This window comes from Superficieibacter sp. 1612_C1, from assembly GCF_015234305.1.
Classification (GTDB): Bacteria; Pseudomonadota; Gammaproteobacteria; order Enterobacterales; family Enterobacteriaceae; genus Superficieibacter.
On the sequence record NZ_JADGMI010000001.1, the window covers coordinates 1160470 to 1176713 of the forward strand.

At 53.7% G+C, this 16244-nt stretch carries 12 protein-coding genes; 8 read left to right on the forward strand and 4 right to left on the reverse strand.

What is annotated here, in order from left to right:
- The first annotated feature begins 20 nt into the window (after positions 1–20).
- From INT84_RS05565 to INT84_RS05575, 3 genes are all read left to right on the forward strand, one after another.
- The gene (locus INT84_RS05565; protein ID WP_176917369.1) at positions 21–257 is read left to right on the forward strand and encodes a DUF2171 domain-containing protein; all 237 of its coding nucleotides are present in this window, start codon (positions 21–23) and stop codon (positions 255–257) included.
- Between the two features lie 216 nt (positions 258–473).
- A complete protein-coding gene (locus INT84_RS05570; RefSeq protein WP_194205947.1) occupies positions 474–1055 on the forward strand; it encodes a YrbL family protein in 582 nt (193 codons plus the stop codon).
- Between the two features lie 146 nt (positions 1056–1201).
- Positions 1202–1714, forward strand: coding sequence for a GNAT family N-acetyltransferase (locus INT84_RS05575; RefSeq protein WP_194205948.1), 513 nt, complete (start codon positions 1202–1204; stop codon positions 1712–1714).
- Between the two features lie 455 nt (positions 1715–2169).
- On the opposite strand, the gene INT84_RS05580 is transcribed toward INT84_RS05575, so the two are convergent.
- Positions 2170–3516, reverse strand: coding sequence for a 2-hydroxycarboxylate transporter family protein (locus tag INT84_RS05580; RefSeq protein WP_194205949.1), 1347 nt, complete (start codon positions 3514–3516; stop codon positions 2170–2172).
- 554 nt (positions 3517–4070) lie between these two features.
- Here INT84_RS05580 and INT84_RS05585 point away from each other — a divergent pair.
- Both INT84_RS05585 and INT84_RS05590 read left to right on the forward strand, forming a co-directional pair.
- Positions 4071–5012: an AEC family transporter gene (locus INT84_RS05585; RefSeq protein WP_194205950.1), complete on the forward strand. Its 942-nt coding sequence runs from the start codon at positions 4071–4073 to the stop codon at positions 5010–5012.
- Between the two features lie 123 nt (positions 5013–5135).
- Positions 5136–6821 carry an NAD-dependent malic enzyme gene (locus INT84_RS05590; protein WP_194205951.1) on the forward strand — a complete coding sequence of 562 codons (1686 nt, stop codon included), beginning with the start codon at positions 5136–5138 and terminating at the stop codon, positions 6819–6821.
- Between the two features lie 37 nt (positions 6822–6858).
- On the opposite strand, the gene INT84_RS05595 is transcribed toward INT84_RS05590, so the two are convergent.
- On the reverse strand, positions 6859–7773 hold the full coding sequence (locus tag INT84_RS05595; protein ID WP_194205952.1) for an N-acetylmuramic acid 6-phosphate etherase: 915 nt from the start codon (positions 7771–7773) through the stop codon (positions 6859–6861).
- Between the two features lie 172 nt (positions 7774–7945).
- Between INT84_RS05595 and INT84_RS05600 the strand changes: the two genes are divergently transcribed.
- Both INT84_RS05600 and dcuR read left to right on the forward strand, forming a co-directional pair.
- Positions 7946–9568, forward strand: a complete 1623-nt coding sequence (locus INT84_RS05600) for a sensor histidine kinase (protein WP_194205953.1) — start codon at positions 7946–7948, stop codon at positions 9566–9568.
- Positions 9565–10284: a two-component system response regulator DcuR gene (gene dcuR / locus INT84_RS05605; RefSeq protein ID WP_194205954.1), complete on the forward strand. Its 720-nt coding sequence runs from the start codon at positions 9565–9567 to the stop codon at positions 10282–10284. Before INT84_RS05600 ends, dcuR begins: the two co-directional genes overlap by 4 nt.
- Here dcuR and INT84_RS05610 read toward each other — a convergent pair.
- Together INT84_RS05610 and INT84_RS05615 are read right to left on the reverse strand one after the other, a co-directional pair.
- Entirely contained in the window at positions 10265–11227 is a 963-nt protein-coding gene (locus INT84_RS05610) for an FAD:protein FMN transferase (protein ID WP_194205955.1), read from the reverse strand. The two genes, dcuR and INT84_RS05610, sit on opposite strands and share 20 nt — an antisense overlap.
- 63 nt (positions 11228–11290) lie before the next feature.
- The gene (locus tag INT84_RS05615) at positions 11291–14098 is read right to left on the reverse strand and encodes a flavocytochrome c (protein ID WP_194205956.1); all 2808 of its coding nucleotides are present in this window, start codon (positions 14096–14098) and stop codon (positions 11291–11293) included.
- Positions 14099–14728: 630 nt separating this feature from the next.
- Between INT84_RS05615 and INT84_RS05620 the strand changes: the two genes are divergently transcribed.
- Positions 14729–16240: an anion permease gene (locus INT84_RS05620; protein ID WP_194205957.1), complete on the forward strand. Its 1512-nt coding sequence runs from the start codon at positions 14729–14731 to the stop codon at positions 16238–16240.
- Positions 16241–16244 lie beyond the last annotated feature (4 nt).

The following is a 16244-nucleotide window of genomic DNA, read 5'->3' on the forward strand; positions in this document are numbered from 1 at the left end:
TCAACCAAAAAAGGTATTTTATGATTAATAAAAGCGAAATTAAAGACCATTCTCAGGTTGTAGCGAGCTGCGGTACTCATGTTGGTGTTGTCGATCACCTTGACGATCAAGATCGAATTAAGCTTTCAAAAAGCGACCCAGAAGCGGGCGGTAAACATCATTTCATCCCGCTGGCATGGGTGGATAAAGTTGATGATAATAAAGTTATTCTCAACAAAAATAGTGAAGAAGTATTTGCTGGCTGGCAAGAAGCATAACACCCTGACGAAGCCCCTTGAACAGGGGCTTTTTTGCGTCTATACATTTAGTAAAGCCATTCACCACATCGAACGTTTTTCGAACAAATGAGCAATTCGTTTATTCATTGTTGACGTTGTTAATATATCATTATTTTTATAACAAGAACGTGTCGCCACTGTTGGAATGCAGCGAGGCGTTGTCATTTTCCATCGGGTAAGAGTCCAAAAACCATTATGAAGCAAGAGCTTGTGTTGACCGATGATGATTTGCTGGCCAGGGGCAACGATCGTTATGTCTTTCAGCATCCACAAGATAGTAAGCTACTGATTAAAATCGTTATTCCTGGGATTGCAAAGTATAAAAGCAAGCAGCGTGAAGTTCACCGGGATATCAAAGAGTGCAAGCCCCATAATGAGGCTGACTCGCTTTTTATGCAGAAAATCCTGGGGCTGATCGAAACAAACAGAGGAGTAGGGCAAGTCATTGTAAAAGAGTGCGATGAACAAAATAACATTGCCCAGACCCTTTATCAGCTTGCCCTGAACAAAGAGCTTGATGCACATAAACTCCAGAAGCTGAATGTTTTTTTAGCATGGTTTGTTAGCACGCGTGTGATTATTAATTCTCTACATTGTAAAAATATTGTCTACGCCTGGGACAGCACACGTCAGGAGTATCGCTTTAAAGTCATTGATGGTTTTGGTGACAAAACCTTTTTTCAGTTGAGCAAAGTTTCAGGGGCGATACGCGATAAAAATAAAATTAAGTGTCTTAAGCGGATGCTCAGAGATTTGAACAGCCTCCAACAAGCGTAACGACGTCGGTTTAACATAATCTCATCTCCACAAGCCCGGCGCAGGAACATCGCCGGGCTTCGTTATTCTGATCGCATCGATGTTTTCCCGCCAGTGATCCGTGAGATACAATGGAGGGCACATGCCATTGCATTGCAGGAAAAACAATGCCCACTATTGTCACGGACCGATTGATTTTACGCCCCCAGGTTATCACTGATTTCGCCGCATGGTATCCCATGTATGCCGATCCAAAACTGATGAATGCACCAGGTTTCACGCCTGAAGAAGGCTGGAATCGCTTACTGCGCAATGTTGGCCACTGGGCAACCTTTGGTTATGGCATTTTTGCGATCCTGCGAAAAATTGATGGCGCGTTTCTGGGAGAAACAGGTCTGGCAAATTTTCATCGAGGTATCGATGAGAACTTCGGGAAGTATGCCGAGGCATCCTGGGTCGTATCGCAAGCCGCCCAGCATCAGGGGATCGCAAAGGAAGCCGCCAATGCGGCACACACATGGTTTGTTGGTACGTATTCGCCAGCCAAAACGATCTGCCTTATTGCGAAGGACAATGTAGCTTCGATCAACGTTGCTGAGAACATCGGTTATCAGGTGTATGACGAGTGCATCTATAAAGGAGCCGAGTGTCTGAAATTGGAATGCCTGTGGATAAAATGAAAAAATCCTGCCGATGAATGATGACAGAGCAGGAAAAGCAACGCTGCGGAACAACAGAAGATAAGAGTAAGTAGACAAGATCTCGAGTGGGATTTTGCCATCCTCAGAATCACTCGATGGTCGGCCGAGTGCCCAGATTGGCATGATTATTTAGCCCTTATGCTGTAAGTGCGCATAATGTATATTATGTTAAATTACCTGCGAAGGTACTTTACTTCATTCTTCACATCCACACATAGATGAATCAATACGTTGTGATTTCTGACTACCCTCTCGTTTCTTTCGTTAGTTTGCGTTACGTTGATTCTCTTCGACATTTCATAGTCCAATACCGGGATCATGTAAAGCCACAGATATTATAGATGGCTCACCGAAACTATGAGTTCGGCGAGCTTATGTAAAAACCAACTCAGAATGAATCCTTTCAGGCATTATCCATTTATACTATTTTTGGTTTATACCAACCAGCTTAATAGTAAAGTAGCCATGATTACCGTAGATGCACCGCCGATACGTGTTGCAATTTGCGCGAACGGCATTAACGACATGCGATTGGCCGCAGATAAGATTGCCACATCCCCCGTACCGCCCAGTCCGCTATGGCAGCTGGTAACGATAGCCGCCTCGACGGGATACATGTTCAGCCGCGAGGCAATAAAGTAGCCGCTTAACGCCATGGCGATAACAATCGCGCCGCACACGACGACATAACCGACAGAGAAAACCGACACTACGCTTTCCAGCGGCACGTACAGCATTCCAAGTCCTATCATCAGCGGCCAGACCAGCGCTGCGGAGACAAATTTGTAGCAACTGTGCGCGCCCTGTTCCATTGAAGCGGGAATAACGCGGGCATACTTACACAATACCGCGATAAGGATCATCAGCACCGGTCCGGGAATGTGGACGATGTTTTCGAATAGTCCGCCGACGATAAAGAAGGCGCAGATCAACAGCAGCCCGCCGCCCATCAGATTGAAATCGGTTTGCTGCGCGTCCTGTGCGCGGGTAAACATTTGGTTCTCTTCGTTGCTGCGGATCAACATACCGTTGCCGGTCAGCGTCGGGCGACGGCTGCCGAGTCGTGCAAGGACGCCTGCGCAAATGATGGCGAAGATATTGCCTACCACCGCCGCCGGGGCCAGTTGCGCCACGTAAACGTCTGGCGTCTGGCCGAGGATCGCTGAGTACGCCAGCGACAGCGGCAGAATACCCTCGCCAATGCCTCCGCCAATGATCGGCACAATAATAAAGAAGAAGGTATGGTACAGGCTATAGCCAAACAGCGATCCCACCGCCAGCCCGACGATTGTCGCCATCACCGTGCCCACAACCAGCGGCACGAACATGCGTAACATTCCCTGAATGAGAATAATACGGTTCATGCCCAGAATACTTCCCACCACCAGGCAGGCGATGACAAAGTAAAGCAGGTTGGCCTCCTTCATCAACAGATGCACCGTGTCAAGTGTATGCTTCTGGAAGACACCGAAGTAGACCAGAACAGACGGCAGCATCAGGCATAAGATCGCCGGCCCGCCGATATCTTTAAACAGCGGAATGCGACGGCCAATTTTCGCAAAGGCAAAGCCGAGGGTCATAATCACCGCCAGCCCGCCAATCATATTTTTCGGCAACACTCCCGCCCATGCGGATAACGCCACAATCATGGCGATCCCCATAAACAAGATCAGCGGGACGGTCCCTACTTCGGTATTGCTCAGCAGGCGCGAGGCCGGGCCAGCAAAAGCAAAGCGCGACGCCGGCGTCGGAGGAGTTGGCTGCAAAGGATTATTTTTCATTTTGTTCACCTGATTTGCTCGTAGGATAAAAAGGCACAGAAACAGGCAACGTTATTTCTGTGGTTCTCATTTTAATAGTCAAAATAAAATAATAAAAAAGTGCTCTGAACGTTTATGTTTCAGCGAAAATAAGCACGGGCACGATGCTGAAAAAAAGGATGCACTATTACCCGCAATAAAATTGTGAACAGCGCACAAATTCAGCGTTAAATAACTTTTCTTCAGCGTTTTGTAAGTAAAGTTATTTAATCGACAAACGTCCCGCACTCACTATTTTTGGTAAAGGGCTGTAGCATTACAGCAATAATCCAAAAGCCGCAGCGCTGACAGGTTTTCAGAGGAATACAGTAACTTGATAAAACCATTAAAAACATCAGGTTATATTAAATGCAAAATCCAGGATTCATTATCGCATCAACAATTGAAATTAAATTAACCCTTTTGTAATTATTTAAACCAGACGGACTGTGATCTTTATCACCCTTGATAAATTCCCTGTTCGTTAGATTAACGTCTGAACGAAACCTAAAAAATGATACCCTACAGGATATGTTATGCCCTCATTACTTTTACAATCGCTGTTTCCGCTGGTCTTTATTATGCTATTAGGATGGCTAAGCGGAAAATTAGGCTATACGCGTCGTGAAGATGCCAGCGTACTGGCGACGGTGGTGATCCGTTTTGCGCTGCCCTTTCATCTCTTTATCGGCGCGCTGAATACCGATCCGAATAAAATAAAAAATCTCTCTTTTATGGCCGTGCTGGTGATTGGGTTGATGGGCTCCTATTTACTGACCCTGTGCCTCTCACGCTACGTCTTTCGTCACGACATTAAAACCAGCGCCATCCAGTCGCTGGTCTGCGCCTTTCCGGATATGGCCTATTTTGGCGCGCCGGTACTCTCAGTGCTCATCGGGCCGGAGGGTTTTCTCGGTGTGCTGATCGGCAACCTGATCACCAGCGTTTTTATGATCCCGCTGACTATCGTGCTGATTCGTATGGGCGATAAAGACAGCGACCTCAGCACGCTGAATCCGGGCAAAATGGTGGTGCAGAATCTGATTAAAGCGGCCCGCAACCCTATCGTGTGGATACCGGTTTCCGGCGTCCTGCTGAGTCTCGCGGGCGTGCAAATACCGCATCTGCTGAGTATGCCGATTGAAATGGTCGGTAAAGTGGCGGGCGGTCTGTCGCTGTTCGCCCTGGGTTTGCTTTTTTATGGCGAGCGTCCGCAACTCAATATTCAGACCTGCACCAATATTGGCATTAAAAATCTTATACAGCCCGCCATGATGGCCGCAGCGGGCGTGGCATTTGGCCTGAGTCATACCCTGTTGCAGCAGGTGGTCATTATCGGCGCGACCCCTTCCGCTATTGCCGCAGGTATGTTTGCCTTACGCAGCGATACCTATATTGATTCAGCCTCATCGACCATTTTAATCGGCACCGCCGTCGGGGTGGTGACGGAAGGAATAATGATTTATTTGATTTCGTAAACGGTGGGCCGTCCGGCCCGGCAACACGCTATCGTGACAGGCCGCTTCCGCACGATCGTCATGTACGGCGGACAAAACACGTTAACAACGCACTCTCGTTATCTTTATATTCAGGAGCAACGCATGTCAGGCAATGAAATTTTGTACACTCCCTATAACGGCGCGGTTCTGCTGGAAACGCCGCTCTTAAACAAAGGGCTGGCCTTCAGTGAACAGGAGCGCGATAACTTCAATCTGCATGGTTTATTACCGCAGAATATCGAAACCATCGAAGAGCAAACCGAGCGCGCCTGGGGACAATTCTGTCATTTTAATCGCGATATTTCCCGCCATGTGTATCTGCGTAATATTCAGGATACCAACGAAACGCTATTTTATAATCTCCTGCGCACGCACATGAAGGAAACGTTGCCGATCATTTATACCCCCACGGTGGGCGAAGCCTGCGAGCATTTTTCTACCCTCTACCGCCGCGCGCGCGGCCTGTTTATTTCCTGGCCCAACCGCCACCGTATTGATGAAATGCTGCAAAGCTTCTCGCGCAACGATATTCGCGTCATCGTAGTCACTGACGGAGAGCGTATTCTCGGCCTGGGCGACCAGGGCATCGGTGGGATGGGGATCCCGATTGGTAAACTGTCGCTCTACACCGCCTGCGGCGGCATTCCCCCGGCCTCTACGCTGCCCATCATGCTGGATGTCGGCACTAACAATACCCAGCATCTGGAAGATCCGCTCTATATGGGCTGGCGTCATCCGCGCATCAGCGACGATGAATACACCGAATTTATGGATATGTTTATTGAGGCGGTGAAAACCCGCTGGCCGGATGTCCTGCTACAGTTCGAAGATTTCGCCCAGAAAAACGCCACCAAACTGCTGAACCGCTATCGCGACCAGCTCTGCTGCTTTAATGATGATATTCAGGGCACCGCCGCCGTCACCTCCGGCACGCTTATCGCCGCCGCCCACGCCGCCGGAACACGCGTGCGCGATCAGCGGGTGGTATTTTTAGGCAGCGGCTCTGCGGGCTGCGGTATTGCCGCGAAGATCGTTGCGTTGATGGTTGACGATGGCCTGACCGAAGCCGAAGCCCGGCGTCGTATTTTTATGGTGGATCGTTTTGGTCTGCTTACCGATGACATGCCGAATCTGCTCGACTTCCAGCAGAACCTGGTCACTGCCCGTGAGGATCTCAGCCACTGGCAGGTAGCATCGACCAACATCTCGCTGCTGGAAGTGGTGCAAAATGCGCATCCGACGGTGCTGATTGGCGTATCAGGTCAGCCGGGGCTGTTCAGCGAAGAGATCGTAAAAGCGATGCACGCACACTGCCCGCGCCCGATCATTATGCCGCTCTCTAATCCGACCTCGCGCGCGGAAGCGCAGCCTGCAGACCTGATCGAGTGGACGCAGGGTGCGGCGTTGGTTGCCACCGGCAGCCCTTTTGCACCAGTATTCTGGCAGGATGCGCAATATGACATCGCCCAGTGCAATAACGCGTATATCTTCCCTGGTCTGGGCCTCGGCGTGCTGGCCAGCAAAGCCCTGCGGGTCACAGAGGGGATGCTAATGACGGCCAGCCGCGCGCTGGCGGCGCATTCACCGCTGGTGAAGACCGAAAAAGGCGGCCTGCTGCCGCCGGTGGATGACATTGAAGCGGTATCCCGCAACATCGCGCTTGCCGTGGCGCGAACGGCGATGGAAGAAGGGATCGCGCCGACGGTGAGCGATGCCGCGCTGGAGAAGCGCATCGAACAGATGTACTGGAAGGCAAAATATGCTTCATACCGACGCGCCTCGCTGTAGCGGCACCCCTCGCGCGGCAGGTACCGCGCGCACGGGTTCAGGCTCCGGCAAGCGGGCTTTGTGTTTGCTGCAACGCGAAACGCAGACGATCGTCATTGTCCTTCAGTATCCTGCGCGCCTCGCCGGGGTCCATCCCGGTAAGGATCGTCAGGATGGCGGTCGGGCAGTGGCGATGACAGGCTTGAAGCGCGGCTTTCGCCTCGCTGCGCGAGCAGTCGCTGGCCGCCATGACGACTGCGATCTGGCGTTCGCACCAGCGATCCGAGTGAAAAGGTACGTCCACGCGCATGTTGCGCCACGTTCGCCCGGCGCGGATCGCCAGACCGCTGACGATCATCGTCAGTATTTGCTGCTGTGCCAGCTGCGCTTTGGGGGTACTGAACCCGGCCACCACTTCCGGTCCGGTATCCGGCGCGACGATCATCTCTGCCAGTTGGGCGGCTTCGCTGGCAGCGTTGCCGGTGATAAGCGCGATGCGCGAACCCTGAGATCCGGCGTGACGCAACCCACCCCACACCCACGGGGTTTTGCCGCTGACCGAGAGGGCGAGCAGCATGTCGTTGTGATCAAACGCGATGGACTGCAAATCACGAATTCCCCGGTCATAGTCGTCAGCGGCCTCGTTACGCATGTGCAGCAGGGTTTTCTCCCCCCCCGCCACCAGCGCCCGCAAACCATGATCGCCATCCGGGGAGAATTCGCTTACCGCCTCCATTGCGGCGCGCCCGGATCCGCCCGCGCCAATCAACACTACCCTGCCGCCCCGGCCAATAATATCGGCGGCGTTGTCCACAATGCGCGCAATCTCCGGCAAACAAGCAGCAACCGCCCCGGCGATACGCCGATCCTCGCCGTTGATGACGGTTACCATGTCCAGCGTCGACAAATGGTCGAGCGGTTCCGCTGCGGCGCTGCGCAGAAACGACGGAATACGGTCATGCTCACTGCTCATTATTATCTCCTTATTATTAACGCCATTCGTACTATAAGGTTATTTGCATTGATTACCTGCGAATGGCGTCACGCTTCCCCAGGCAATCCTCGCATTTTGCGGTGCGGAGAATGCTTTATGATATCGCTGCTGTCGGTGATAATGGTTCATCGTTGTAATATCCGGGCTGTTTATGAATGCTTTCCCCCACTTCGTTTATTCCGCACGTAAGCACCCTATGAAACTGAGCACGACGGTGACTTTGATGGTGTGCTGCGTTACCGGATCGATACTGGCGCTGGTCTTTGCGCTGTGGTTCTGGCAGGTCAGCAACGCCACGCGCGACAATTTGCAGGCCACCGCGCTGGCAGTGGCCCGCACTCTGGCGAACGCGCCGGAGGTGAAAAAGGGCCTGACGCAGCCGCCCATCAACGGGCCTGTCCAGTCGCAGGCGATGGCGGTGACCACCCGCAACGACCTGCTGTTTGCGGTAGTGACAAACATGGACGGCATCCGCTACTCCCATCCTGACGCCGGGCTTATCGGCCAGCGTTTTATCGGCGACGATCTGCAAACTGCCCTGCACGGCAAAGAAAATACGGCGATTAATCATGGCGTACTGGGCCTGGCGATGCGCGTCTTCACACCGGTCTATGACGCCCGGCACCGGCAGATCGGCGTGGTCGTGGTGGGTATCTCCCTGAGCAAAGTGGATGCGCAGATCAATCGCAGCCGCTGGAGCGTGCTGTGGACGCTGCTCTTTACCGTGGCGGTCGCCACGCTCGGTATCTGGCGGCTGGTTCACGCCCTTAAGCGAGTACTACTGGGGCTTGAGCCGTATGAAATTACCGCGCTATACCAACAGCGGCAGGCCATGCTGGAGTCGCTGAAAGAAGGCGTCATCGCGACCGATGCTGAAGGCCGCGTGACGTTGTTGAACAATGCCGCCCGGCACATGCTGTTTAGCGACGAGCAAAATCAACATAATTCCACCGATAACGTCCTGCTGACGACGCTGTTGCAGGAAGCAGTGAGAACCGGCGTGCCCATTGCGGATCGCGAGTTGAGCTGCAACGGCCTGCTGTTGCTCAGCAATACTGTACCGGTTCGCAGCGAGGGCGCGGTGATTGGTGCCATCAGCACCTTCCGTGACAAAACAGAGGTCAGCCAGTTGCTCCAGCGTCTCGACGGGATGGTTAATTACGTTGATGCCCTGCGGACTACCTCGCATGAATTTATGAATAAACTACACGTCATCCTCGGCCTGCTGAGCATGAAAAGCTATGACAAGCTTGAGGAGTACGTACTGCAAACGGCCCATAATTATCAGCGGGAGATCGGCGCGATTCAGCACCGCATCAAATCGCCGGTAGTGGCGGGTTTTCTGCTCGGTAAAATCAACAGCGCCAAAGAGCGTGGGTTCACGCTTACGCTGGCGGATGAGAGCCTGGTGCCCGACAATCCCGACGAGAAGCAGGTCATGGCGCTGGTCACCGTGCTGGGCAATCTGATTGAAAACGCCCTGGACGCGATGAGCGATCAAAATGAAGGCGAAGTGGGATTGTTGCTGCATTATATGAACGGCTGGCTGATCGCCGAAGTGAGTGACGACGGACCGGGTATCCTGGCAAGTCATCTTCCGTTAATTTTTAATAAGGGTTTTTCAACCAAAGGCGACGATCGCGGCGTCGGTCTGTTTCTCGCCAGCCAGCAGCTCCGGGAACTGGGCGGTACGATTACCGTCGAGTCCGAACCCGGCGTGTTTACACAATTTTATGCCCATCTTCCCTGGGATAGCGAGAGGAACAGCGCGTGATTAATGTTTTGATTGTTGACGATGATGCGATGGTTGCTGAACTCAACCGCCTGTATGTGGCGAAAATCGCCGGTTTCCACTGCTGCGCCACCGCCTCCACGCTCCGCCAGGCCGAAGCGCTGATTAACGATCCGCAGCAGGAAATCGACCTGGTGCTACTGGATGTGTATATGCAGCAGGACAGCGGTCTGGATTTACTTCCGAGGATCCGCGCGTCGGGGCGAGCGATTGACATCATCATGATCACCTCCGCCGCCGACGCTTCTACGGTGCAGACATCAATGCGTTATGGCGTCGTTGATTATCTGATTAAGCCCTTTCAGTTTCCACGCTTTGAAGAGGCGCTACTGACGTGGCGCAAACAGCGCAAACAGATTGCCGCCCAGCAGTGGTTCGAACAGTCCGATGTCGATCGCTTGCTGCACAGCGGAGCTCCGGACGCTGTCGATACCAGCCGCCTGCCGAAGGGCCTCACAGCCCAGACGTTGCGCACCATTTGCCAGTGGATCGATGCCCATCCGGAGGCGGAGTTTTCAACCGATGAACTGGCCAGCGCGGTGAATGTTTCCCGCGTTTCCTGCCGGAAATATCTTATCTGGCTGTCGCAAATTAGTATTCTTTATACCACGATCCACTATGGTGCCACCGGGCGTCCGGTGTATCGCTACCGGCTAGTGGCGGAGCAATACAGCCTGCTCAAGCAGTACACGCACTGACACGGTAGCTGTCGTCAAGCAGCGTAAAACGGAATTGACGCTGTGAGGAGAGGATCACATCGCGGTTTTTGGTGATAAAAATCGCTTCGATATCCTCGCGCTGGCGCAGTAATGCACACCCTTTCTCCACGCCGAAACCGTACAGTAGTGTCGTCCAGACGTCCCCGTCCAGCGAATCGCCGGAGACGATGGTTACGCTCTCAAGCTCATTGTCCAGCGGATAACCGTTTCGCGGATCGAGGATATGGTGCCAGCGCTTGCCGTCCTGTTCAAACCAGCGTTCGTAGATGCCAGACGTCACGACCGATTTATTGGCGACCTCAACGACACCCACCAGCGCATCGGCGGCGGCAAAGGGCTTTTTCACCCCTACCGACCATGTCCCCTGCGGCGCGCCAAGGGTCAGCACGTTGCCGCCAAGATTAATGAGCGCCTGTTCAACCCCCTGCTGGCGCAGAAAATCCCGCACCCGATCGGCGATGTAGCCTTTGGCGATGGCGCCTAAATCGATCTCCATTCCGGCGTGGGCCAGAAAGACGCTGCGATCGGCGACATCAAGGATGACGTCTGTCGGGCGGGTCAGCAGCAGCCGGTCAGCAATTTCATCCCGGTCAGGTATCCGGTTGCCCTGGAAGCCAATGCGCCACAGTTTGACCAGCGGGCCAATCGCCAGATTGAACACACTCCCGCTGACCAGGCTGGCTTCCTTCGCACAGCGGATCAGATCAAAAACCGCGCTGCTGACCTTCACCGGATGCAGACCCGCAGCGTGATTAATAGCCATCACCTGGGAAACGGCGCGGTTAACGGTCAGCGCGTCTTCATAGCGCTGGATCAGACGGAATACGCGGCCAGCCAGATCGCGATCGTCGATAAGCAGGGAGAGGATGATGGGCGATCCCATCAGGACGGTGGACCAGCTGTGCAGGCGAGGTTCGGACATTGTGTTCTCTTTCAGATAGCGGCGAACTTTTCCCGGCGGCAGAATGCCGCCGGGAGGCGGACATCAACCGGCCCGTCGCGTCGGGGAGATCGCCAGACGGTTGGCGCGTTCGGCGGCGTGGTGTCCTGCGAGAATACCAAAAATGATGATATCTGCTACGGCGTTGCCACCAATTCGGTTGCCGCCATGAATGCCGCCGACCACTTCTCCGGCCGCCCAGGCACCGGTAAGTGGCTGGTTCGCCCGATCAAGAACTTCTGTTCTGGCATTGATGGTGACGCCCCCCATGGTGTGGTGGACGCCCGGCGCAATCTGAATCGCATAGAACGGCCCGGCGTTAACCGGCGAGCGCAGCGCGGTGGTGCGGCCAAAATCCTCATCGCACTGGCGCCCGACAAAATCATTGTAGCGCTCAAGCGTCGCAAGGAATACGTCGCTTTCAAAGCCCACTTTTTCCGCCAGCGCGCGCGGTGAGCTGGCGCTGGTCACCAGCCCCCGCGCAATATATTCATCAGCGGCTTTGTTTTTCGCCCGCACCTGCTCATCGAAGACGATCCACGCGTATTTTTCCTCCAGCGCGATGATCGCGGCAGAGACTTTATCGCGGGTTTCCATTTCGTTGAAAAAGCGCGCGCCCTGCTGATTGACAAGGATCGCGCCTCCGCCACGAATCGATTCCGAAATGAGATACGAGTTGCTTTGCTCCACCGTCGGGTGGATCTGGATTTCACCCATATCCACGGTGCCTGCGCCGATGCGCTCCAGCAACGCGATGCCGCCGCCCGTCGCGCCTTTATGGTTGGTCGTGACGAACCCGGCCAGATCGGGACGATATTTGACCACCATCTCGCTGTTGGCGCTGAATCCCCCGGTCGCCACGATGACATTTTTCGCCTCAATGGTCAGCTCGTCCTGCTCGTCAGTCAGCAGCCGCACGCCGCACACTTCGCCATCCTGGCGCAGGATCTCCTCCACGCTGGTTTCCAGCATCACATCAATGCCGCGACGAGTCACATTGCGTACCAGGCCGCTGATTAAATAACCGCCCACGGCCGAGCCATCTCTCGGACGGTGAGTACGATCAATGCTCATGCCGCCGGTCGTGGTAATATCATTGAGCATAATCCCACGATCTGCCAGCCATTCGATGGCCAGCGGCGCGTTCATCACAAACCGGCGCAGCAACTGCGGGTTATTTTTGTTGTGGCCGCCCTTCAGGCTCTCCTGGTAAAACAGCTCTTTACTGTCTTCGATGCCTCTGGCGCGCTGGAAGCGCGTTTCTGCCGCATTCATCCCGGCGGACGCTTTCAGCGTATTGCCGCCGAGGGTCGGCATTTTTTCGACGATCAGCACGCTGGCCCCGTCGTCATGGGCCTGAATCGCCGCCGCGAGTCCGGCACCACCGCTGCCTATCACGACCACATCATAACTTTTCGCCGCGTCGGCATCGTTACCCTCTTCTTCGCGCCGGGCCTTACTGGATTTCGCCATGGCTTTGACGACGGCTTTTTTCACCGCCTCGCTCTGGCTGGTGGCCCCGGATATAGCGTCAACGTGCGGGGTGTTGGCGTTGAGGATGCGGGAGCGGATCTCGCTGAAGCTGCTGGTGAATTCCACATCGTCCAGCGGGCCGGCCGACAGTTCGATGTCGGTCAGGCGGTCCGTTTCGAGGCTGACGCTGATGGTAAGCTCATGGGCGTCATCCTGCACTTTCTCGACAAATACGCCAGGTTTGAACTTCGCCGCCGTCATGCTCAGATCGCGGATCATCGCTTCTACCAGCGAAAAGCGCCACAGTGGTTCGGGGATCTTCAGGGCTTCCTGCTGCGTGCTGTCGATAAACAGCTCCAGCGTCTCGCCGCGCGCAATGCGCGCCGTCCAGTCGGGGTAAGCGATGCAGGCGCGGCCAACGGCCATCAAATCATAGCCGTTATCGAGTCCACACTGCACATCCGTCATATTGACCACGCCGCCGACGCCCATAATGGGGATCTGCGCCAGCGTCTGAGAACGCCGTTCAACATATTTTTTAATCAGTGGCGTCGGATCGCTGGTGTTAATAATCGACGCGCGCAGGCTGGTGCCAATGGAAAAATGGAGGTAGTCCAGCCCACATGCCGCCAGCTTTTCCAGCAGAAACAGGGTATCGTCGAAACGAATGCCCGGCACTTCCAGCTCTTCCGGCGAAAAACGATAACCGATGATAAAGGCGTCATCGGCATACTGGCGAGCCATCCGGTGAGTAATATCCAGTACCGCCAGTGGGAAACGGGCGCGGTTTTCACGGCTTCCGCCCCACTCGTCTTTGCGCTGGTTGGAGTTGGGGGAGAAAAATTGCTGGATCAGGTAGGTATTGGCCCCATGGATCTCCACCCCGTCGAAGCCTGCCTGAATGGCGCGCCGCACGGCGTCGCCGAACTGAGCGATGAGCGCAGATACCTCGTCATTGCTGAGCATGGATGGCGTGGCCGCCCCTTCGCGCGGTGCGGCCAGCGCCGACGGCGCAACAGGCGTTCTTCCGCCGATTAACAGCGGATCAACCATCCGGCCGCCGTGGTAAATCTGTAAAATGGCTTTAGAACCTTCCGCCTTGATGGCATTGGCGATTTTTGCCAGTCCGGCAACCTTTTTGTCATTATCAATCCCAATCGCGCCGGGAAAGGCCGGACCAAGTGGGTCGATAAAGCAGCATTCGACAATAATCGCGCCAACACTGCCGGCTCTTGCCCGGTAATATTCCACCAGCTCCTGGCTGACGGTGCCATCAAAATAACCTGAACAAGTGGTCATCGGTGCCATCAACAGACGATTTTTGAGCGCGGCACCATTCGGTAATGTATAAGGGCTTAAGATTTGTTCATAGCTGGTCATAATAATTCTCCAGTTCCTGAAATATTAAAAAAGAATGGGGTGGCGGATTTTTTTGGTTATCGTTTTTATCCTTAAAAGCCAGATCACTAATATACTACCAACTTTAATTACAAAACTGATTACGTTAGTTAAATAACTATTTAATACCGGCTGCAACAACCTTACCTCTTAATGGTTATAGAATTTAAATACAATCTTTACAAGTTGTTAATTTACTGCAACATAACTATTACTTTACACATAACAACAAAGCGAGATAAATACACTTTTATTCGTAATTATCAATATGTTACTTAAAAACGCAATACAAATACAAATATTAATAAATCCTGTCAACGCTGCGCCTGTCATCTTCTCCGGAAGAATTAAATTCGGAGCAATTGAAAAATGATACTAATAATTTTATGCTCTGATTACGTTTTATTGATCTTTATCAATTGCTTGTTTTGATGAAGGGGCAATATAAAAAGAAACCACTTATTTTTTTCATAGCGTCACTTCCGCGGCGCTACGTTATTGTCGATAAAACACCATCTGTGAGTTAAATAATTAAAAAAAGTTTCGTAATTAAAGTTATCAGCGGTGTTTTATGGCACAACCCTATTTTCAACTACTCGTAGGCGTTTATTTATGAAAACAGAAACGTTACCCTTGCCGCTTGCCGGTGCCACAGCCCTGAAACCGGGTAAACCACGTCGACTTATGATGATGGCGTTGCCGATCGTTGTCGCCCTGCTGTTGCTGCTTGTCCCGGTTCCGGACGGACTTCCCCCCTATGCCTGGCACTACTTTGCCCTGTTTGTCGGGGTGATTGTCGGGCTTATTTTCGAGCCGTTGCCGGGCGCGGTGATTGGCATGACCGGCGTGGTCGCCATCGCGCTTGCCAGCCAGTGGCTGTTGTTCAGCCCCGAACAACTGGCCGCGCCAGGCTTTAAGCTTGCCAGCCAGTCATTTAAGTGGGCGGTTAGCGGCTTCGGCAACTCAACCGTATGGTTGATTTTCGGCGCCTTTATGTTTGCAGCCGGGTATGACAAAACTCAGTTCGGTCGCCGCCTGGCATTGATTCTGGTTAAGTACCTTGGTCGCCGCAGCCTTACGCTGGGATATGCGATCACCTTTGCCGATCTGCTGCTCGCGCCGTTCACGCCTTCCAACACCGCACGCAGCGGCGGAACGATTTATCCGATCATCGCCAACCTGCCGCCACTGTATGGTTCGAAGCCGAACGATCCGAGCGCGCGGCGCATCGGTTCATACCTGATGTGGGTCGCCATCACCGCTGCCTGCATTACCAGCTCGATGTTTCTCTCTGCGCTGGCACCCAACCTGCTGGCGCTGGCGCTGGTAAAAAGCACCGTCGGACTGAATATTTCCTGGGGCGGCTGGTTTATCGCCTTCCTGCCGGTGGGGGTACTGCTGATTTTGACCATGCCGCTGCTGGCGTACTGGCTCTATCCGCCGCAGGTAAAAATAAACGATGAAGTGCCGCTGTGGGCCAGCCGCGAGCTGGAGAAACTCGGCAGGCTTTCACGCCATGAAATTCTGCTCCTCGTCTTTGTCTGCTGCGCGCTGATGATGTGGATTTTCGCCGCCCAGTGGATCGAACCTGCTATGGCCGCCCTGCTGGTAGTGGTGCTGATGCTGTGGACCGGCGTGCTGTCATGGAGCGATATCACCGGCAACAAGGCCGCGTGGAACACCTTTGTCTGGTTTGCGACACTGGTGGCGCTTGCCGACGGCCTGTCATCAACCGGTTTTATCGCCTGGCTTGGTAAAGAAGGCGGCGCGCTGATGAGCGGCATTTCACCGGGCGTCGCCACCGTCTGCCTGCTGCTGGCGTTTTATTTGCTGCACTATCTGTTTGCCAGCTCCACCGCGCATACCACTGCGCTGCTGCCTGCGATGCTGACCATCGCGTCGACCATTCCGGGAATCAACATGGAGGTGTTCGTCATGTTAATGGTCACCTCGCTGGGCGTCATGGGCATCATCACGCCTTACGGAACCGGGCCAAGCCCCATTTATTACGGTAGCGGTTATTTACCGACCAAAGATTACTGGCGTCTCGGCACCATTTTTGGCGCGATTTTCCTCGCCGCGCTGCTGCTGATCGCCTATCCATGGATGTCCATGATGTTCTGATACC